The 16371-nt window shown below is 38.6% G+C and carries 13 protein-coding genes; 8 read left to right on the top strand and 5 right to left on the bottom strand.

Annotated features, from left to right (window positions below; translation table 11 throughout):
- Window positions 1-5 precede the first annotated feature (5 nt).
- Complete coding sequence (locus HU823_RS07570) at window positions 6-1280, bottom strand: alpha/beta hydrolase (RefSeq protein WP_197221655.1); 1275 nt, start codon at window positions 1278-1280, stop codon at window positions 6-8.
- Between the two features lie 792 nt (window positions 1281-2072).
- Window positions 2073-4319 carry an FAD-dependent oxidoreductase gene (locus tag HU823_RS07565; protein WP_197221654.1) on the bottom strand — a complete coding sequence of 749 codons (2247 nt, stop codon included), beginning with the start codon at window positions 4317-4319 and terminating at the stop codon, window positions 2073-2075.
- Between the two features lie 181 nt (window positions 4320-4500).
- Here HU823_RS07565 and HU823_RS07560 point away from each other — a divergent pair, with 181 nt between their 5' ends.
- The 6 genes from HU823_RS07560 to HU823_RS07535 all read left to right on the top strand — a co-directional run bounded on the left by HU823_RS07560 (window position 4501) and on the right by HU823_RS07535 (window position 10988).
- Window positions 4501-5313, top strand: coding sequence for an AraC family transcriptional regulator (locus HU823_RS07560; protein ID WP_197221653.1), 813 nt, complete (start codon window positions 4501-4503; stop codon window positions 5311-5313).
- A gap of 238 nt (window positions 5314-5551) precedes the next feature.
- Window positions 5552-6481 (top strand): ABC transporter permease, encoded by a 930-nt coding sequence (locus HU823_RS07555; RefSeq protein ID WP_197221652.1) that lies wholly within the window; start codon window positions 5552-5554, stop codon window positions 6479-6481.
- The gene (locus HU823_RS07550) at window positions 6478-7365 is read left to right on the top strand and encodes an ABC transporter permease (RefSeq protein WP_197221651.1); all 888 of its coding nucleotides are present in this window, start codon (window positions 6478-6480) and stop codon (window positions 7363-7365) included. Before HU823_RS07555 ends, HU823_RS07550 begins: the two co-directional genes overlap by 4 nt.
- A gap of 18 nt (window positions 7366-7383) precedes the next feature.
- Window positions 7384-8913, top strand: a complete 1530-nt coding sequence (locus HU823_RS07545; protein ID WP_197221650.1) for an ABC transporter substrate-binding protein — start codon at window positions 7384-7386, stop codon at window positions 8911-8913.
- Between the two features lie 22 nt (window positions 8914-8935).
- Window positions 8936-9970, top strand: a complete 1035-nt coding sequence (locus tag HU823_RS07540; protein WP_197221649.1) for an ABC transporter ATP-binding protein — start codon at window positions 8936-8938, stop codon at window positions 9968-9970.
- Window positions 9954-10988 (top strand): ABC transporter ATP-binding protein, encoded by a 1035-nt coding sequence (locus tag HU823_RS07535; RefSeq protein WP_197221648.1) that lies wholly within the window; start codon window positions 9954-9956, stop codon window positions 10986-10988. The genes HU823_RS07540 and HU823_RS07535 overlap by 17 nt, the downstream gene beginning before the upstream one ends.
- A 649-nt stretch (window positions 10989-11637) precedes the next feature.
- Here HU823_RS07535 and HU823_RS07530 read toward each other — a convergent pair.
- The gene (locus HU823_RS07530) at window positions 11638-12474 is read right to left on the bottom strand and encodes an HNH endonuclease (protein WP_231607329.1); all 837 of its coding nucleotides are present in this window, start codon (window positions 12472-12474) and stop codon (window positions 11638-11640) included.
- A 767-nt stretch (window positions 12475-13241) separates the two neighbouring features.
- On the opposite strand from HU823_RS07530, the gene HU823_RS07525 reads away from it, so the two are divergent.
- Window positions 13242-13487, top strand: a complete 246-nt coding sequence (locus HU823_RS07525) for a hypothetical protein (RefSeq protein WP_197221647.1) — start codon at window positions 13242-13244, stop codon at window positions 13485-13487.
- Between the two features lie 263 nt (window positions 13488-13750).
- Here the strand turns inward: HU823_RS07525 and HU823_RS07520 are convergent, their stop codons facing one another.
- Both HU823_RS07520 and HU823_RS22390 read right to left on the bottom strand, forming a co-directional pair.
- Window positions 13751-14329, bottom strand: a complete 579-nt coding sequence (locus HU823_RS07520) for a hypothetical protein (protein ID WP_197221646.1) — start codon at window positions 14327-14329, stop codon at window positions 13751-13753.
- Between the two features lie 23 nt (window positions 14330-14352).
- The gene (locus HU823_RS22390; protein ID WP_231607328.1) at window positions 14353-14547 is read right to left on the bottom strand and encodes a hypothetical protein; all 195 of its coding nucleotides are present in this window, start codon (window positions 14545-14547) and stop codon (window positions 14353-14355) included.
- Between the two features lie 525 nt (window positions 14548-15072).
- Here HU823_RS22390 and HU823_RS07510 point away from each other — a divergent pair.
- Window positions 15073-15975 carry an LCP family protein gene (locus tag HU823_RS07510; protein WP_231607327.1) on the top strand — a complete coding sequence of 301 codons (903 nt, stop codon included), beginning with the start codon at window positions 15073-15075 and terminating at the stop codon, window positions 15973-15975.
- Window positions 15976-16371 lie beyond the last annotated feature (396 nt).

The raw sequence follows: 16371 nt of genomic DNA, 5'->3' as shown, positions 1-16371 counted from the left end.
GTTTGTTATTTTATACGAACCGACACTGTATCCCCTACATGCTTCGAACTAAAATCCAACTCAACACGCAATCTTCCCTCTTCATCCGCACGTGTCTTCACAACTTTAGCACCTCGATCACCTTTAATCTTCAATTGATATTTTTCGTTCGGCTTGAACCAAGGTGCTGTCTGAACATCCGCTTTTCCTGAACCCTGCAGTTTGAACCCCTTTTTCGTCACGTCAGACAATCTAGCAAACTCCATTTCCTCTCGATCAAATTCAACATCCCAGCCGTAGACAGAAAAGGATGATTCGGCCGACTTATAGTGAAATGGAATTGGTGCTTCAGGAGGATCATTAAAGATGTCCATGAATCGTGGCAACGTTTGGTGCAGATCGCGCTGCCAATATCCCCACGTATGAGAACCTGGTCCGTAACTATCCCAAACATGCGATATGTTTAGTTCTTCTAACCGATTATGAAGACTCGTTGACATCACAAAGCAAGTCTCTTCAACCGGAGATTCTAAACCACCATCCAACGGTCCACCCGCTTCACCTGTTCCCGTGTGTATGGCAAGATCCACACCTTCCAAGTTTTCTGCTAAGTCCCAAGGATTATGGCTTCTCCAAATAATCTCGTTTGTTTCTCTGTCACCCCAAACCGTTCCAGGTGGCACTTTTTCCTGATTCTGAAAGATCGTCTTCTCTAAAAACTCGGGGTCTAAGTTCGTATCAAGTACACCTGAAAAAGAAGCTGCAGCTACAAAAAGATCAGGATGTCTTGCCGCATAAGACATCGCACCAAAGCCACCCATGGATAATCCAGCTACTGCTCGCCCTTCTCTCGTTCCTTTTGCACGATAATGCTGCTCCACCCACGGAATGAGTTCTTCTATATGATACTTCTCCCACTGTGGTGGTCCATATGCGCCTCCGTTATACCAATCTGAATAACTCGCACCTCTCCCTGCATCAGGCATAACTACAATTAACGGCAAATCCTCTGTTACCTTTTCAATATCTGTCCGAGCTGTCCATGCTTTGTAGTCACCACAACAACCATGCAACAAGTAAAGCACGGGGTATGTTTCCTCTGATTCTTTATAGCCTTTTGGCAAAATAATACGAAGTGACGTCTGTTTTCCTAATGCCGGACTATGAAGTGTAATGTCGTGAAGCCTTTCACTTAGGGGAGTATCGGAAATCAGCTCCACTTGTGCATGAGCTTGTCCAATTGGATAAAGGGGAATAATGAATAGAAATACAAGTAAACACTTAAGTAAAGTCCGAAACATGGTAGGGCCTCCTCTTCTACTTACCTTAAATTTTCCTTATATAAGTATAAGATTACAGAGCACTAGTAGGATTTTCAATGAGGCTAAGGACTTTATGTAAAAGAAATGGTTCTGGGTAAAATTTCCTTGCGATTTATCAGCCACGTTATTTTCCATTAAAAAAATCCCTGTTATTAGAGATTTTCTTTAGCTATTTATATTCTTATTCTTCGCGCTATAAATTCTGTAGATGATCCCTATAGCTGCAATAACCAACACTATAACAAGAGAAAAAGTCGTTTTGACATAGGTGTTATAACCCATTGCAAGTATAAACGCTAAGAGAATAAATATGTTCAGCATGGATCTAACCCCTTTCTCATAAGTTTCGAGATCGTTCCGACTTTCTATCATATATATTTAAGAATGCTTCAACTACAAAAAACACGACTAGACCAACAACTAAAATAGTAAATGAATGCGTAATAAGCTCTCTATCTAGTAAAAATTCAAAAAACGAATTAATTAACAACAACACTGCCCATACGATAAAGGTACACCAACAAGCAATATTAACATTTCTCCGCTTGATCTTTTTATTGTGCTTGAAGAACATTGACATTCTCCTTTCTAGTTGTAATAATGAATAACCTTTATTTGTAATTTTAAACATCTGTTTAATTATAGTGAATGTAAATTTTAGAATAAGGCACCTAATCGCACAAAATAACAAACTAACTACGAGTCACTATATAATAGTAGAAACTCGGAAAAAGCTTAGATAAAATTCTATCTAAGCCATTTAAGAAGTAATTATTTTAAACGTATTGCAACAACTTCTGCAAAACGGGAGCCATTCGTCGATTGAATCACTAATCGCACAGCATCGGTATGAATCGGCTCACTCAACTGATATTGCTTTCTTCGTGTATGATTGTCTTTCTCTACAACGATTTCTTTCCACTCGTTATTCTCTAACGCTTCAATTCTGTAGTCTTTCACTAGTTCAGGAAATGCTTCAAAAGGTGTCCGTTTGTCATGGAGATTATTTAAATCCTCATTCACATCATTATTGAAGATTAGCTGTATTTCAGAAATCGTTCTTGTTTCAGGTAACTTGACTTCTAACCATTCTTCCTTCCCATCTTGCAATTCGGATGAAGACCACATATTAGGACCACCATAAGGACGTAGATATCCATTAACTACTTGCTCTGGCATAAACGCATTCGTTTCATCGTGTAAACGGATACAGAAATGATCGCGACCAATAGGTTTTTGGCTCCATTGTACAATCAACTGATTATTATCAATGGCTTGCAGCAACCTTGAGATATTTGCTGATTTTTCTCGGACAAAACCTAGTGTTCCTGTTTGAGGTTCTGATGACTGATGTATAGAAACAGCATCATTTTCACGTATAATGATAAAGGCATTTTGAGGCGAATCTGGTGTCCAAGAAAGTTCAGCAGTCACCCAATTCTTTTCCCCTTTTGGAACTCGAACGGTATCACTTGCATGTTGCTCACCTGGGATATAATTTTCTAGGCGTCCTGTGTCCCACAGCTCGACTTTAATTTCCGTATCCTCTTTAGCATCAACTAAAAGATCAACCTTCGTAATCTTAGGGTTGGCTGGCACAACAAACGCAATATCATTTGTTAGTTGCATGGTTTGTTTTGATACTGGCAATGACAAGGAGGTTAGTTGACTAGACGCTTCAACCGTAGCACCTACAGTCAAGTCACCCTCATAGGTTACACCGATCATGGCCGCATCGTTCCAAAGTAGTTTTTGTTGTAATTCGGTTATATGATTTTCATAAATATCTCTAGGGGTAACCCCTTTATCAACCGCTAAAGCAGCACCTGCACCTGCTGCTTCACCCATAACAGAACACGTGGCCATAACTCGAGTGGCACCAAAAGCAACATGAGTAGCGCTAATGTTTCGACCAGCAAACATCAGGTTACTGACATTTTTTGAATACAAACTTCTAAACGGAATTTGGAAATTCCCATCTGTGCAGAATAATTTTGAGATATACTCGCTTGCATACATACCTTCTGGTGGATGTAGATCGATGGACCAGCCTCCAAATCCGATATTATCATCGAATTGTTTCTGATTTAAAAGGTCGTTCTGAGTTAAAATATAATCCCCAATAAAACGGCGATATTCCCGCTTCCCTGGAACACTCCCCACCCATTCTAGGGTCATGTTTTCTGCATCGAACTCTCCTGAGTTTTTGATATAATCCCAGATTCCATAAATAACAGACCACAGTTCATCACGAATATGTTCATTATCATAAAGTGTGTCTAGGTGGGCTTCTCCGCCCCACTCGATCCACCAATAATAACAACCATTGTCGCCCGCTTTGAATACTCGCTTCATCGGAATTGCTGTCTTTGTAATATCTTGAGCAAAACTTGGCGCAACAAATTTCACCGGATGGCCTGCATCTTTTGTATAGAAAAACATCGTACTCCCGAGCGTGATATTATCGGATTTCTCTGGCGCCCATTCTTCTTGAAACTCATCATAGGCTTCACGACCGATACGATATTTAGCACCTGCAAGAAAACCAACAAACCCGTCACCTGAGCAATCCAAAAACATCGGACTTTCAAAACGGAGCTTGCGTTCTGATCCCATCATGAACCCCGTTACAGAACGAATCTTCCTGTCATTTTCATCTCCATCTGCCTCAACCTCATACACATTTGTGTTTAGGAAAAGGTGAATATTCGGTTCTCTCTTTACTGCTTCAAGCACGACGAGATCCCAGTAGTATGGGTTCCCATCAGGATTTAAGAATTGATTTTCCGTTAACATCTCACCAATAATTCCTGTTTCACGAGCATAACGGTTAACCCCTAGACCAGTTGCACCTAAAACCCAAACGCGAATTTCACTACTAGAGTTTCCCCCAAGTACAGGTCTGTTCTGAACGAGTGCTACCTTTTTTCCGAGTCTTGCTGCTGAAATAGCTGCTGAAACTCCAGCTAACCCTCCCCCTACAACAGTAATATCTGATTGAACGGTTTCTAGTTTCATATAAGAGCTCCTTTGTCCGCTTATTGGTTACCTTATTCCAAAACAAGTCGTTCTTAATTTCCTTAATTAAACAGTTACTTTAATTTATTTCATTATAAATTTGCTACTAGACTTATAACATGCACTAATGTAACATTGCACATATATTTTATTTCACTTACTCAAAAGAGGGGGGCTGAGATTGGATAAAAGATATTTGTGGGTATGTTCGTTAAAACTGCTGTCGTATACCTATTTTGAACGCAAAGAAAATTTCGTAATGAATGAGGATATCTATGATTCTTGGATTATGTTTATGATCGATAGCGGGAGCTTTGATTATCAAATTCAAGAGGAGGTTGGAACAGTTGAACCCGGTGATATACTAGTTTGTCCACCAGGCATCACGTTCCGTAGAAAAATTGGAACACCCATTGCACTACATTTTATTAGCTTTGAAATAGACGAAGATTTAAAGTTAAACCAGTTTAAATTACCTCGCTTTAAAACTACACTTTCAGACCGATTACGATTAGACTCAGATATTAATTACTTACACAACTATCAATTAACGAATGATCCGAAGGAGTATACACAGCAGCAACATATGCTCAATGATATTTGGCAGATGCTCTGTAATGAATGGGATAAAGAGCTGCACCCAAACGAGTATCTATATCACACTTATTCTGGAGATCCTTTAATGAATGAAGCTTATGAATGGTTGTTGAATAACGCCTATTCAAAATTTAATTTACGTGAGCTCTCTGATTTAGTGGGTTTGAGTCCTGTACAATTTTCCCGCCGATTCAAACGAGAATTTCACATGAAACCATCCGAGTTTGTAAAAAGGTTACGCATTTTAAAAGTGGCTCGCCTCCTCATCGACACTAATTTAACTTTAGAACAAATCGCTGAACGATGCGGCTATGAGAATGGATTCTATCTTAGTCGTGTATTTAGAGGAGTTATGGGAATAAGTCCTTCTGAATATAGAGTTCAAAACATCGTATAGAATGATTAATCTCGCATTATTTTGTTTGTTTGTGTTGACAAATAATAAAATAACTCTTTATTATGAACACATATAAACACAAACGAACACGAATATCATAAATTCAATATTACGTTAGGAGGTTGTGTAAATCTGACAATAGAATTCAGAAGATTAATAATATTTAGTCATTAATAAAATGGTAACGTATTCATTTCTTTGGGTGAATAAGTAGAGTTATAGAAAGGAGCTGAACTCTTTGGCCACATATTTGATCCGAAGATTCATTTATTCGCTCTTTGTAATTTGGGGGGCTATTACAATTATCTTTGCAGTGGTTCGAATTATACCAGGTGACCCTGCCGCCGTAATGCTAGGGAGTAACGCCACTCCCGAACAGATACAATCGTTAAAAGAATCTCTTGGACTGAGCAAACCGCTCATTGTACAGTATGGAGAATTCATCCTGAATGCTGTTCGTTTTGACTTTGGTGAATCTTTTAGACTAGGTGGTTCCGCAATTTCACACGTTATGGAAAGGCTGCCGTTCACCGTAACATTAGCGTTTACAGCTATTTTATTCGCCATTCTCATTAGTTTCCCCCTTGGTATTCAAGCCGCACGCAAACCGAATGGGTTCGCTGATAAGTTGATTTCTTTTATCTCCTTATTTGGACAGTCTCTTCCTACGTTCTGGGTAGGTATTGTGTTAATTTTGATTTTTTCAAGGATTCTTGGGATCTTACCAAGTGCTGGAGCAGGTTCAATCTGGCATCTTATAATGCCTGCTTTCACATTATGCCTACCATTCATCGGGATGATCGTTAGACTTGTACGAAGCGGGATCTTAGAAGAATTAAGACAAGGATATGTTCAAACAGCCCGCTCAAAGGGACTCAAGCAAAATTTCATCCTGTACATTCACGTACTTCGCAATGCTCTCATTCCCGTGGTTACCGTATTAGGATTATTATTGGGTGAATTTATTGGTAGCGCTATCATTATCGAGGTTGTATTTTCTTGGCCAGGAATCGGTCGTCTATTAATCAATTCCATTTTGTATCGTGATTATGCAGTCGTTCAGGCTGCCGTTGCTTTGATTGCCGTTATTTATATCATCCTCAATCTTGTAGTAGACATTCTGTATGGCTACATTGATCCAAGGGTTACTGTGGAGGAATCATCATGAATGATGTGAATGTAAAAACTGTCATAAGTAATGAGAGTGAGTTTATACCCTCTTTTAAAAAGCAGATCAACTGGAAGATCGTCTTACTTAGCCTTCCCGTTTTATTATTTGTACTCACTGCCATTTTTGGGCCGATGATCATAGATTTCAACCCGGTCAATACCGATACAGCCAATCGGGTACTACCACCTGGTTCAAAGATTGGTGATGAAATATCCTGGCTAGGAACAGATCAACTTGGTCAAGATGTTTTGGCTCAGATCATACATGGTGCAAGAATCTCTCTTTCTGTAGCGGTGGCAACCGTTTTAATAGGAGGAGGTATTGGTGTAGTCCTTGGATTACTATCTGGCTATTTTGGTGGCTGGGTAGATGCGGTTATTATGCGTATAGCAGATATTCAGCTATCTTTTCCAACGATTCTATTAGCTATATTAATCGCAGGCGTTTTAGGACCGAGTGTTACAAATGTCATTATTACACTCTCTATTACACGTTGGGTAACTTTTGCTAGAGTGGTACGCAGTGCAACTCTTACCGCTAAAAATAAAGATTTTGTTGACTCTGCCAGAGTCGTGGGTGCGTCACATCTACGAATTCTAACAAAGTACATCCTACCTGTTTGTTTATCACCACTGTTAGTCGTCGTAACCGTACAGATAGGATTAGTCATAATCTCTGAAGCTTCACTTAGCTTTTTAGGTTTAGGTACACCTCCAGACAATGCCTCATGGGGATTACTGATTTCTCTTGGTCGTGATTATATTAGTACGGCTTGGTGGATTTCAGTCATGCCTGGTATCGCCTTAGCAATATTAGTTGTTTGTGTTGGATTTTTGGGAGATACATTGAGAGATGAATCTGACCCATATTTAAATAATTAATATATTGGAGGGGTTTTTATGAAAAAGTGGTACCTATCGCTCATCTCTTTATGTATGTTGATCTTGGTTGCTTCAGGATGCGCGGGAATCAGTGGTGATTCAGATGAAGGTTCATCCGATGGAAAGAGTGAGAAAAAACAGGAGTTAACCGTAGCGAATGATCTAGGCATTATCTCTCTAGACCCTTATGGTTCCACTCATGGAGAACCACCTACCATCTTAGCGGCTACACAAATTTACGACACGCTTGTGAAGAAAGATGGGGATGATTTTACCCCCAGCTTAGCTACTGAGTGGGAACAACCCGATGAAAATACTTGGGTATTTAAGCTGCGCACTGATGTTATGTTCCATGACGGAACGAAACTCACCGCAAAAGATGTTAAAGCTTCACTCGATCAACTAGTAGAACGTAAAGAATCACCACTAACTGTGTTATGGGCTCAACTGGATTCCATCCAGGCTACTGATGATAAAACGATAACGATAAAAACAAAAACCCCTCTTGGAAATATGCTTTATAACTTAACATTATTGTTCATTACACCAGCAGACCAAGCAACTGGAGAAGATTTCTTCCGAAAACCGATTGGCAGTGGACCGTTTAAAGTAGATTCTTTCCAACCTGAACAAGACTTGAATTTGACCGGGTACAAAGATTACTGGGATGGAGCCCCTAAACTTACTAAGTTAAAAATCATGAATATTCCTGAAAACGCAGCAAGAATGACTGCTGTTGAGACGGGTGAGATTGATGCAACTTGGACGATTCCATCCGATTTAATCGGTCAATTAAAACAGAACGATAAGATTAACATCGTCGATACTGCTAGTTACTATTACTACTTCAACTGGTTCAACAGTGGTGAAAAACCATTTGATGATGTTCGTGTACGTAAAGCTATGTGGCATGCTCTTGATACTGAAGCGATCGTGAAAGACTTATACGGTGACACAGCCGAAGTCATGCAAGCCCCTATCCCTTCATCTGTTTTTGGTTTTTCTGAACAAACGCCATACGAGTATAATCCAGAAAAAGCAAAAGAGTTATTAAAAGAAGCAGGTTATCCGAATGGTTTTGAAACTAGCATGATGTGGAGTAAAGGTTCTGGTCCACAAATCCTCGAGCTTCAAAAGGCGATGACTTCTTACTGGGATAAAATTGGCGTAAAAGTTAAACCAGATCAATTAGAAAGAGCGGAGTGGATCGAAAAGCTAACCGCACTCGATTGGGATATGGATTTACAAACAAACGTCGTAATTAGTGGAGACGCAGATTACACATTAGGTCGATTATATATTTCAGAAGCTAATCGTAACGGCTACAAAAATAAAAAGTTAGATGAGTTGCTTCTTAAAGCTAAACAGTCCACAGATGCTTCTGAACGTGAAGACTATTACGATCAAGCAAACAAGATCATTTGGGACGATGCAGTTGGTATTTTTCCGTTACAGTTAAAGCAAATCTATGCTGTACGTAAGAACGTTAAGGGGTTAGAAGCTAGTCCGACGGGTGCTCCAAATTTTCATAAAGTATCGATCGAATAACACGTAAGTAAGGAGGTTTCTTATGAAAACAACTGAAGCATCCCAGGATAAAAATAAACTACTTAGCGGTGAACCACTTGTTGAGCTGCGAAACCTCTCTTTAGAATTCCATTCACGAAAAAAAGTGGCAAAAGCAGTGAATGATATTTCTTTAGAAGTCTATCGCGCAGAAACAGTAGCGATATTAGGTGAATCCGGAAGCGGAAAAAGTGCTACAGCTTTAGCTATTATGGGATTGCTCCCCAAACCTGGTGGCGTCATCTCAGGAGGAGAGATTTTATTTGAGGGTAAAGATCTCGTGAAGCTGTCAGAAGCTGAACGCCGTAAATTGTATGGCGAGAGCCTTTCGATCATCTTTCAAGACCCTTTGAGTGCATTGAACCCTGTTTTAACAGTAGGGTATCAAATTGGTGAAGCTCTTCGAAAAAGAAAAAATCTTTCAAAAAAAGAAACAGAAAAACGTGTGATTGAGTTAATGAAGTTAGTTCGAATCCCAGATGCAGAAAATCGCTATAAACAGTATCCTTATCAATTCTCAGGAGGGATGCAGCAACGCGTTATGATTGCCCTTGCTCTAGCGATGGATCCAAAATTATTGATCGCGGACGAACCAACTACTGCACTCGATGTGACGGTTCAGGCACAAATCATGCGCCTATTAAAAGATCTACAGAATCGTAATCATATGGGATTAATTTTGATCTCACATGATTTAGGGGTTGTTGCTGAAAATGCTGATCGGGTCGCTGTCATGTACGCTGGTCATATCGTAGAGACTGGAGAAGTTGAAACGATTTTCAGAAATCCTGCACATCCGTATACTGTTGGGCTTATGGCTTCTATTCCTTCATCCACGCAAAATGGTGAGCGTCTAAAGTCAATTGAAGGTTTACCACCTAATTTAGCTGATCCACCAACTGGTTGCGCATTTCATCCACGTTGTTTTATGGCAACAGAACTTTGCCGACAAAAAGAGCCTGTTTTATTGGAGATATTGCCGGGACGTAAAAGTGCATGTCATTTTGCAGAGGATGTGTTAAATGATGAATCAATCTAATAGCGAGCCTATTTTGGAAGTGCGCGACCTCGTTACCTCTTTCCCGGTCAAGACTGGCATTTTTCGACGTACGACTTCCGAAGTGCAAGCTGTTTCTAGTGTGAGTTTTAACATTTATCCTGGCGATACGATGGGGCTTGTTGGAGAATCTGGATGTGGGAAATCTACGGTTGCCCGTACGATCCTTGGTCTTGAAAAATCCAAAAGTGGTAGCATCCTTTTTGAAGGTACAGATCTCACCAAGATAACTAATAAAGAAATGCAAGAATTAAGAAAAGACATCCAATTGATCTTTCAGGATCCTGATGCTTCTTTAAACCCAAGAATGCGTGTTAAAGATCTTATTACAGAGCCTTGGTTGATCCATCCTGGAATCGTGGACAAAAAAGACTGGGACAAAGAAGTTGCAAAAATGATGAGACTCGTTGGATTGAATCCTAACAGTGCTCACAATTATCCTCACCAGTTTTCCGGTGGTCAACGGCAACGCATTTGTATCGCACGTGCTCTCGCTCTTCGGCCAAAGCTTCTAGTATGTGATGAAGCTGTTTCAGCACTAGATGTATCTGTTCAAGCTCAAATATTAAATTTACTTCAAGACTTACAGAATAAACTCGGACTCGCATATTTGTTTATATCTCATGACCTTTCAGTTGTACGCCATTTGTGTAATAAAATTTCAGTGATGTATCTAGGTAAAATTATTGAAACCGGCAACCGTGAAGATATTTTCGAATCACCTACTCATCCTTATACGAAAGCACTATTATCTGCAGTTCCCGACCCAGAGCCATGGTTGAAGCATGACAAGGAAGAGATCATTCTAGAAGGCGATATTCCGTCACCAGCAGATCCACCTAATGGTTGTCGCTTTCAAACGCGTTGCTGGAAAGTCCAAGATAGGTGCAAGGTTGAAGAACCAATACTCACTTCTCGTAGCCATAACAACCATTACAGCGCCTGCCATTTTCCAATTGATGAGGATTCTCCAGTAAAAAAGAGTGTCCTAATCAATTAATCTTAAAAGCAAATATATTAAAAAGGTGTTCGTCTTGTATGACGAGCATCTTTTTACTGAGCATTATAGCTGCTTATTAATAGCTGTTAGAGAATGCAAAACTTTGTTCACTGATATAAAGATATGTACTTTCCTTCCCTATAGCTGTACCTAATTCAAAGAACACCACAAAAAAGAGCAACCTTATTTTCAGTTGCTCTTAACGTAATATGATTCGCCTTCGTCTTTTCTCCATTAGAAGATAATCCATATGGTGACCACTATTAATATGGTAAGCAGCCATAATGGCAGCGATAATAAGACTCCCCATAAGATAAGTTTTGCTATTTTTTTCTTTCGTGTAAATGTCATAAAAAACCCTCTATCTTTTTCGAACATTAATCTTTACTATTTATAAGTTTCATACGTTCAATTATAGCTAAGGTTTCGTAAAATCACCTAAATTATGCCTAAATGATTAATGGATTTTTCACCACTTTTTTCAAAAAAAAAAAAAACAGAAGAACCTTCTTGCCCTCCTGTTTTCAGACTATTTCTTTATTTTTCCAAACCTTGTTGATATCCCTCAGTATTCTTCGATTTTAAGTATAATCTTTTCCACTTCTTGCTCTTTATCTCTAGTGCTCGTAATCATTATCCTAAGTATATTTTATCTAGTCGATGTAAATTTAAGGTTTTCTACTCTTTCTCTTAGCTGATTGATAGATAAATAGTTTACTTCTTCTTTTCGATGAAGCATAGCATGACAGTTTGGGCATACAGGAATCAAATCATGTTGAGGATCTACTACATAGTCTTGTTTGATTTGATGAAGCGGCACAATGTGATGCACATGAATAAAATCGTTTCCGACTTCTCCATACATTTCTTTAAAATTAAGATCACAAATACTACAATTAACCCCATGGTAGTCGATACACTTTTTTCGTGCTAATGGATTTCTTTCATAAACATTTACACTAACTTCTCTACGCTTTCCTTCTTCTAACGTTAATGGTACTTCGTCAGGATATAGTTCATTTGTTAAATCACCTTTAAAAAATGACATAATATAATTCCTAAGATCTCCAGTAATCTTCATTGACCCTTGCATATTTCCTTTTAAGCCGTGTTCACGTAACTGATTAAAAGACAATCCTTCGTCATTTGATTTATTTAGTAAACGAATACGCGTATAATTCCAATCCTTTGATTGGTGGTACTTCGTTTTATCTATCCAGAAATGATCATCAAAGTTAATTTCGTTAGGACTAACTATCCCCTTAATTACTTCTACTTTATAACGCACTTGCTGAATATGACCAGAAACGTAAATAAATAAAATGTCTCCTTCTTCATAATTAAAAGAGCGTTTCCAGTGTAATACATCATGTTGATAAAATGCACACTCCAAGTCGTATTCATCAGCATTTGCCGGCACTAACCATACCCGACGAGCATTTTTATGTCCTCTTTCCTCAAGTTCCTCTCTGCGATTAACAGCCATTTCTTTAGGCGCTACAAAGCGGTATTCACTATTAGAAACATGGTAAGGAATATTTTATACATAACCACGCTCAATTGGATCGTAGCATTTATACTTGGTTGTATTGAGATGTTCTGCTAAAAATCCTGCAGCTTCCTGTATATTAGCTGCTTGATATAACAAATCTTTATTTTTGTATATTGAAATTGGGCATGGCATAACTTCAGCTCCCTGTTAGATTTCAGATTTTACTATTGTTTGCAGAATAATAATTAATGAGTTTGTAAATAGTAGAATTATAAATTCATAATAAAGTTAATCCTTTAGTTAATACGATACCGAACATTCCATTCACCCTCACATTAACCTCATTCTAGATTGTCTCGGCAAACGAAAATTCTCCTTGTTTAACAAATGATTAATTATTAATTCATGACTAAATACTTGCAATGCTATCAGGTCATTACTTATAAAGACCCGTTTCTATGTTTTATATTGTATATTTTACCAAATATGGTAGGATGAAAGCATACTTAATATCCATATAAAGGGAAAATTGTTGAAAAGTGAGGACGCAAAGCCACGGGTTATAAACCTACAGCCTTTTTAAGTAGTTTTTTGTTATGTAGGATTCTTAAAGATTGGGAAAAGCGGCTGGCGGAGTAGTCGACACACTGTGAAAATTATCGGTGAAGCCACAAATACAACACAAGGTGGAGGATACATAGGATCAAACCCTGATGGTATTCTTTCAAATAACTTAGACAATTAAAAGGAGAAACATTAACATGGGAATATTATTAGGATTTATCATCTCCATCTTTATTACGATTTATTTAGCTAGAAATGCACGGAAATACAACAAGAACCCCTGGCTTTGGGCGTTACTAGGATTCTTCTTTAGCTTAATGACTTTGGGAATTTTCCTTATTAAGACTCAGCATAAAGTTTCGGGTTGGGTTTTAGTTATTATTTCTACTATTTTATACTTCTTAATTATCGTAGGTGTAATCACTTATATTTCGGAGCTTTAGTGGTTTGTCCTTTAATTTAAACACCTCAATTCATAATTCAGAATTGAGGTGTTTCTTCGTAGCGTTTCTATGAGTCAAACAACAAATCCTATGAGTCTACCTCTTTTCTATGGGTCAAACTAAGTGTCTTATGGGTCGTTACACCACTTCTATGAGTCATCACCACCCACCATATTCTAAGCAAAAACACCTCACCCCTAACTTCCTCCCCAAAACAAAAGCCCCACCCAAAAATCCTTAGGCAGAGCTAAACAATATATTCCTCACTTTAATGGAGAAAGTGTAACCCCTTTAGGAATAGGACATTCATTATCCAACCCTCTCCGTTTCTCAACAAATTCACCTTTGGCACGTTCTAAAATGTCTGCATCCAATAAAATCTCAACCGCTGTTCCCGCCAGTGTTTTCGCAGCTTGAAGCATCCCTTTGTGTGCAATTCCTGTTGCTCCCTGCGCGACCAGCTGCCACGAATGCAACGGAGTTCCGAACACAAAACTTCCTCCCCAGAATTGAGCAGTGGGAACCACCCAGCTTACATCTCCAACATCGGAAGAGCCGAACAGTACTTCTTTTGTTTTCTGATAGGGAATCACTTTTGTTAAAAAAGGACCCTCTTCAGTAACCGACACACCTGAACTCTTCTCAATCTCATTTATTGTGTTTTCCTTATCTTCTTTTGTGATCTGCTCATAGATTTCAACCGCAAACTCCCGCTCAGCTTCCTCATACACCGGTAATCCAAACTTCTCTAAGTTCTGATGCATGACCGTTCCGAGTTCATGATTAGGTATATAATTGGAGCACGCTTTGTCAAACCGAATTTCCATCTGTGTATCTGTCATGAGTGCGGCACCTTTTGCGATGTTTACAACTCGCTCATAAATGCTTTTGACCTCAGGCTTTTAGGTGCGCGGATTAAATACAAAACCTCTGCTTCTGCCTGGACCACATTCGGTGAAAAGCCACCTGTATTCGTGATGGAGTAATGCACTCTAGCTTCGGGGATGATGTGTTCTCGTAAGTAGTTCACGCCTACATTCATGAGCTCAACAGCATCCAATGCGCTTCTTCCTAAGTGGGGAGAGTTCGCTGCATGAGAGGCTTTGCCTTTGAACTTAAAATATACTTGATAGTTGGCAAGAGTCGATAGAGAGAATATTCCGGAAAATGAACCGGGATGCCAAGTTAGAGCGCAGTCTACGTCATGGAACAACCCTTCTCGAACCATATACGTTTTTCCGGATCCACCTTCTTCACCCGGACATCCGTAATACTTGATGATTCCTTAATATTGGAGTGATCGCTTTATGGCTATATTTATAAAATAGGTAAAATAATTATGATTAATTGGGATGGTTTAGATGTTATTTATAGCAGTATTAATAGCGTCAATTTTTAAGTTCTTTTAATCTTTGTAATAGGTCCACCTGCTAGAATTTGGTTTTTTAAAGAGTAGAATAACAGTTTCAAACTTCCCAATCATACGGCTACATAATTTTTACAACATGTACTTAATTAGTTAATTTAGATCCTTGACATGGTATACTTTTTTTATCAATTTCAAATGGAAAGAGAGATTAAATACATGAAGAAGTTTTTTAAAATACTAGCCATATTATTTGTTGTTGCTGGAGTTAGCATAGGTGGATATGCCTACTACCTCTATGGTTCAGCAAAAGATGCAGTAAATCAAATGCATGAGAAAGTAGAAACGGATAACCTTAAACCTGTTGTAACAGGTAATAAAGAAGAATTAAAGTCGATTTCTATTTTACTTCTAGGCGTAGATGAACGAAGAGGAGACAGCGGTCGATCAGATACAATTATCTCTATAACGGTCAATCCGAAAGAAAATAAGATGCTCATGTTTAGCATCCCTCGTGATACACGAACAGAGATTATCGGTAAAGGGAAAGACGACAAGATCAACCACGCCTATGCGTTTGGTGGAACTCAGATGGCCATGGATACAGTAGAGAACTTCTTAGATACATCTATCGATTATTATGTAAAAGTAAACATGGAATCGTTTAAGCAGATTGTAGATGCAGTTGGTGGCGTTGAAGTTACAAACAACCGTGCATTTAAGGTAGAACAATATTCTTTTCCTTTAGGAACTCAAGAATTGAACGGGAATGAAGCTCTTGCATACGCACGTATGAGATACGACGATCCTAAAGGAGACCTTGGCCGTAATGATCGCCAACGCCAAGTCATTACTTCTATCATCGATAAAGGTGCACGTGTTTCTTCTATTACTAAGTTTGATGATATCCTTGATATCCTAGGTGATAATGTAAAGACGAACATGACGTTCCAAGAGATGAAAGATATTCAGAAGAACTATAAAGAAGCAAGACATAACATAGAGTCTACTGAAATCAAAAGTTCTGGAAAGATGATTGGCGGAACGTATTATGGAATTGTGGAGGATATGGAAAAGGAAAGAGTACAAACCCTTTTAAGAGAATATTTGAATAACAGGTAACTTGAACCAGACCTTTACAGGGTCTGGTTTTTTGTTATGCTGTTCAATGAAATTTGATGAAAAACGCTTATTTGAAAATAGCTTAAGAACCTTTGAAAACATTGTGAACGGTCCACTTGATTTGCAGCCTTTCTACCGTTCACCATTTAAAATTGTGTAACATTGATGATGGGTATGAACTAACCTATGGAAGAAAAATGCAAGCTAACAGCTTTTTCATTGTTAAACATGAAGGCGAATTTGAAACTATTGATCGCACAGAAGCTGAAGAAGTACGGATAAAATGAAGAAGTGGAAATAACTTGGAGAACCAGTGGATGTTATACTGGTTCTTTTTCTATATAAAAGACTATCGAATAGACTATCTGGGCGCAGCGACCTTTGTTGCGGCTACAT

Source organism: Fictibacillus sp. 18YEL24 (assembly GCF_015903855.1).
GTDB lineage: Bacteria > Bacillota > Bacilli > Bacillales > Fictibacillaceae > Fictibacillus > Fictibacillus phosphorivorans_C.
Note: the sequence above shows the minus strand (reverse complement) of the source record. Positions and strands in the feature narration are given on the sequence as shown.

Excerpts from the sequence above, each read along its gene's own strand:
- HU823_RS07570 (WP_197221655.1), bottom strand. The coding sequence starts at position 1,280 with ATGTTTCGGACTTTACTTAAGTGTTTACTTGTATTTCTATTCATTATT.
- HU823_RS07540 (WP_197221649.1), top strand. The coding sequence starts at position 8,936 with ATGAAAACAACTGAAGCATCCCAGGATAAAAATAAACTACTTAGCGGT.
- HU823_RS07525 (WP_197221647.1), top strand. The coding sequence starts at position 13,242 with ATGGGAATATTATTAGGATTTATCATCTCCATCTTTATTACGATTTAT.
- HU823_RS07535 (WP_197221648.1), top strand. The coding sequence starts at position 9,954 with ATGATGAATCAATCTAATAGCGAGCCTATTTTGGAAGTGCGCGACCTC.
- HU823_RS07520 (WP_197221646.1), bottom strand. The coding sequence starts at position 14,329 with ATGACAGATACACAGATGGAAATTCGGTTTGACAAAGCGTGCTCCAAT.
- HU823_RS07550 (WP_197221651.1), top strand. The coding sequence starts at position 6,478 with ATGAATGATGTGAATGTAAAAACTGTCATAAGTAATGAGAGTGAGTTT.
- HU823_RS07565 (WP_197221654.1), bottom strand. The coding sequence starts at position 4,319 with ATGAAACTAGAAACCGTTCAATCAGATATTACTGTTGTAGGGGGAGGG.
- HU823_RS07530 (WP_231607329.1), bottom strand. The coding sequence starts at position 12,474 with ATGGCTGTTAATCGCAGAGAGGAACTTGAGGAAAGAGGACATAAAAAT.
- HU823_RS07510 (WP_231607327.1), top strand. The coding sequence starts at position 15,073 with ATGAAGAAGTTTTTTAAAATACTAGCCATATTATTTGTTGTTGCTGGA.
- HU823_RS07545 (WP_197221650.1), top strand. The coding sequence starts at position 7,384 with ATGAAAAAGTGGTACCTATCGCTCATCTCTTTATGTATGTTGATCTTG.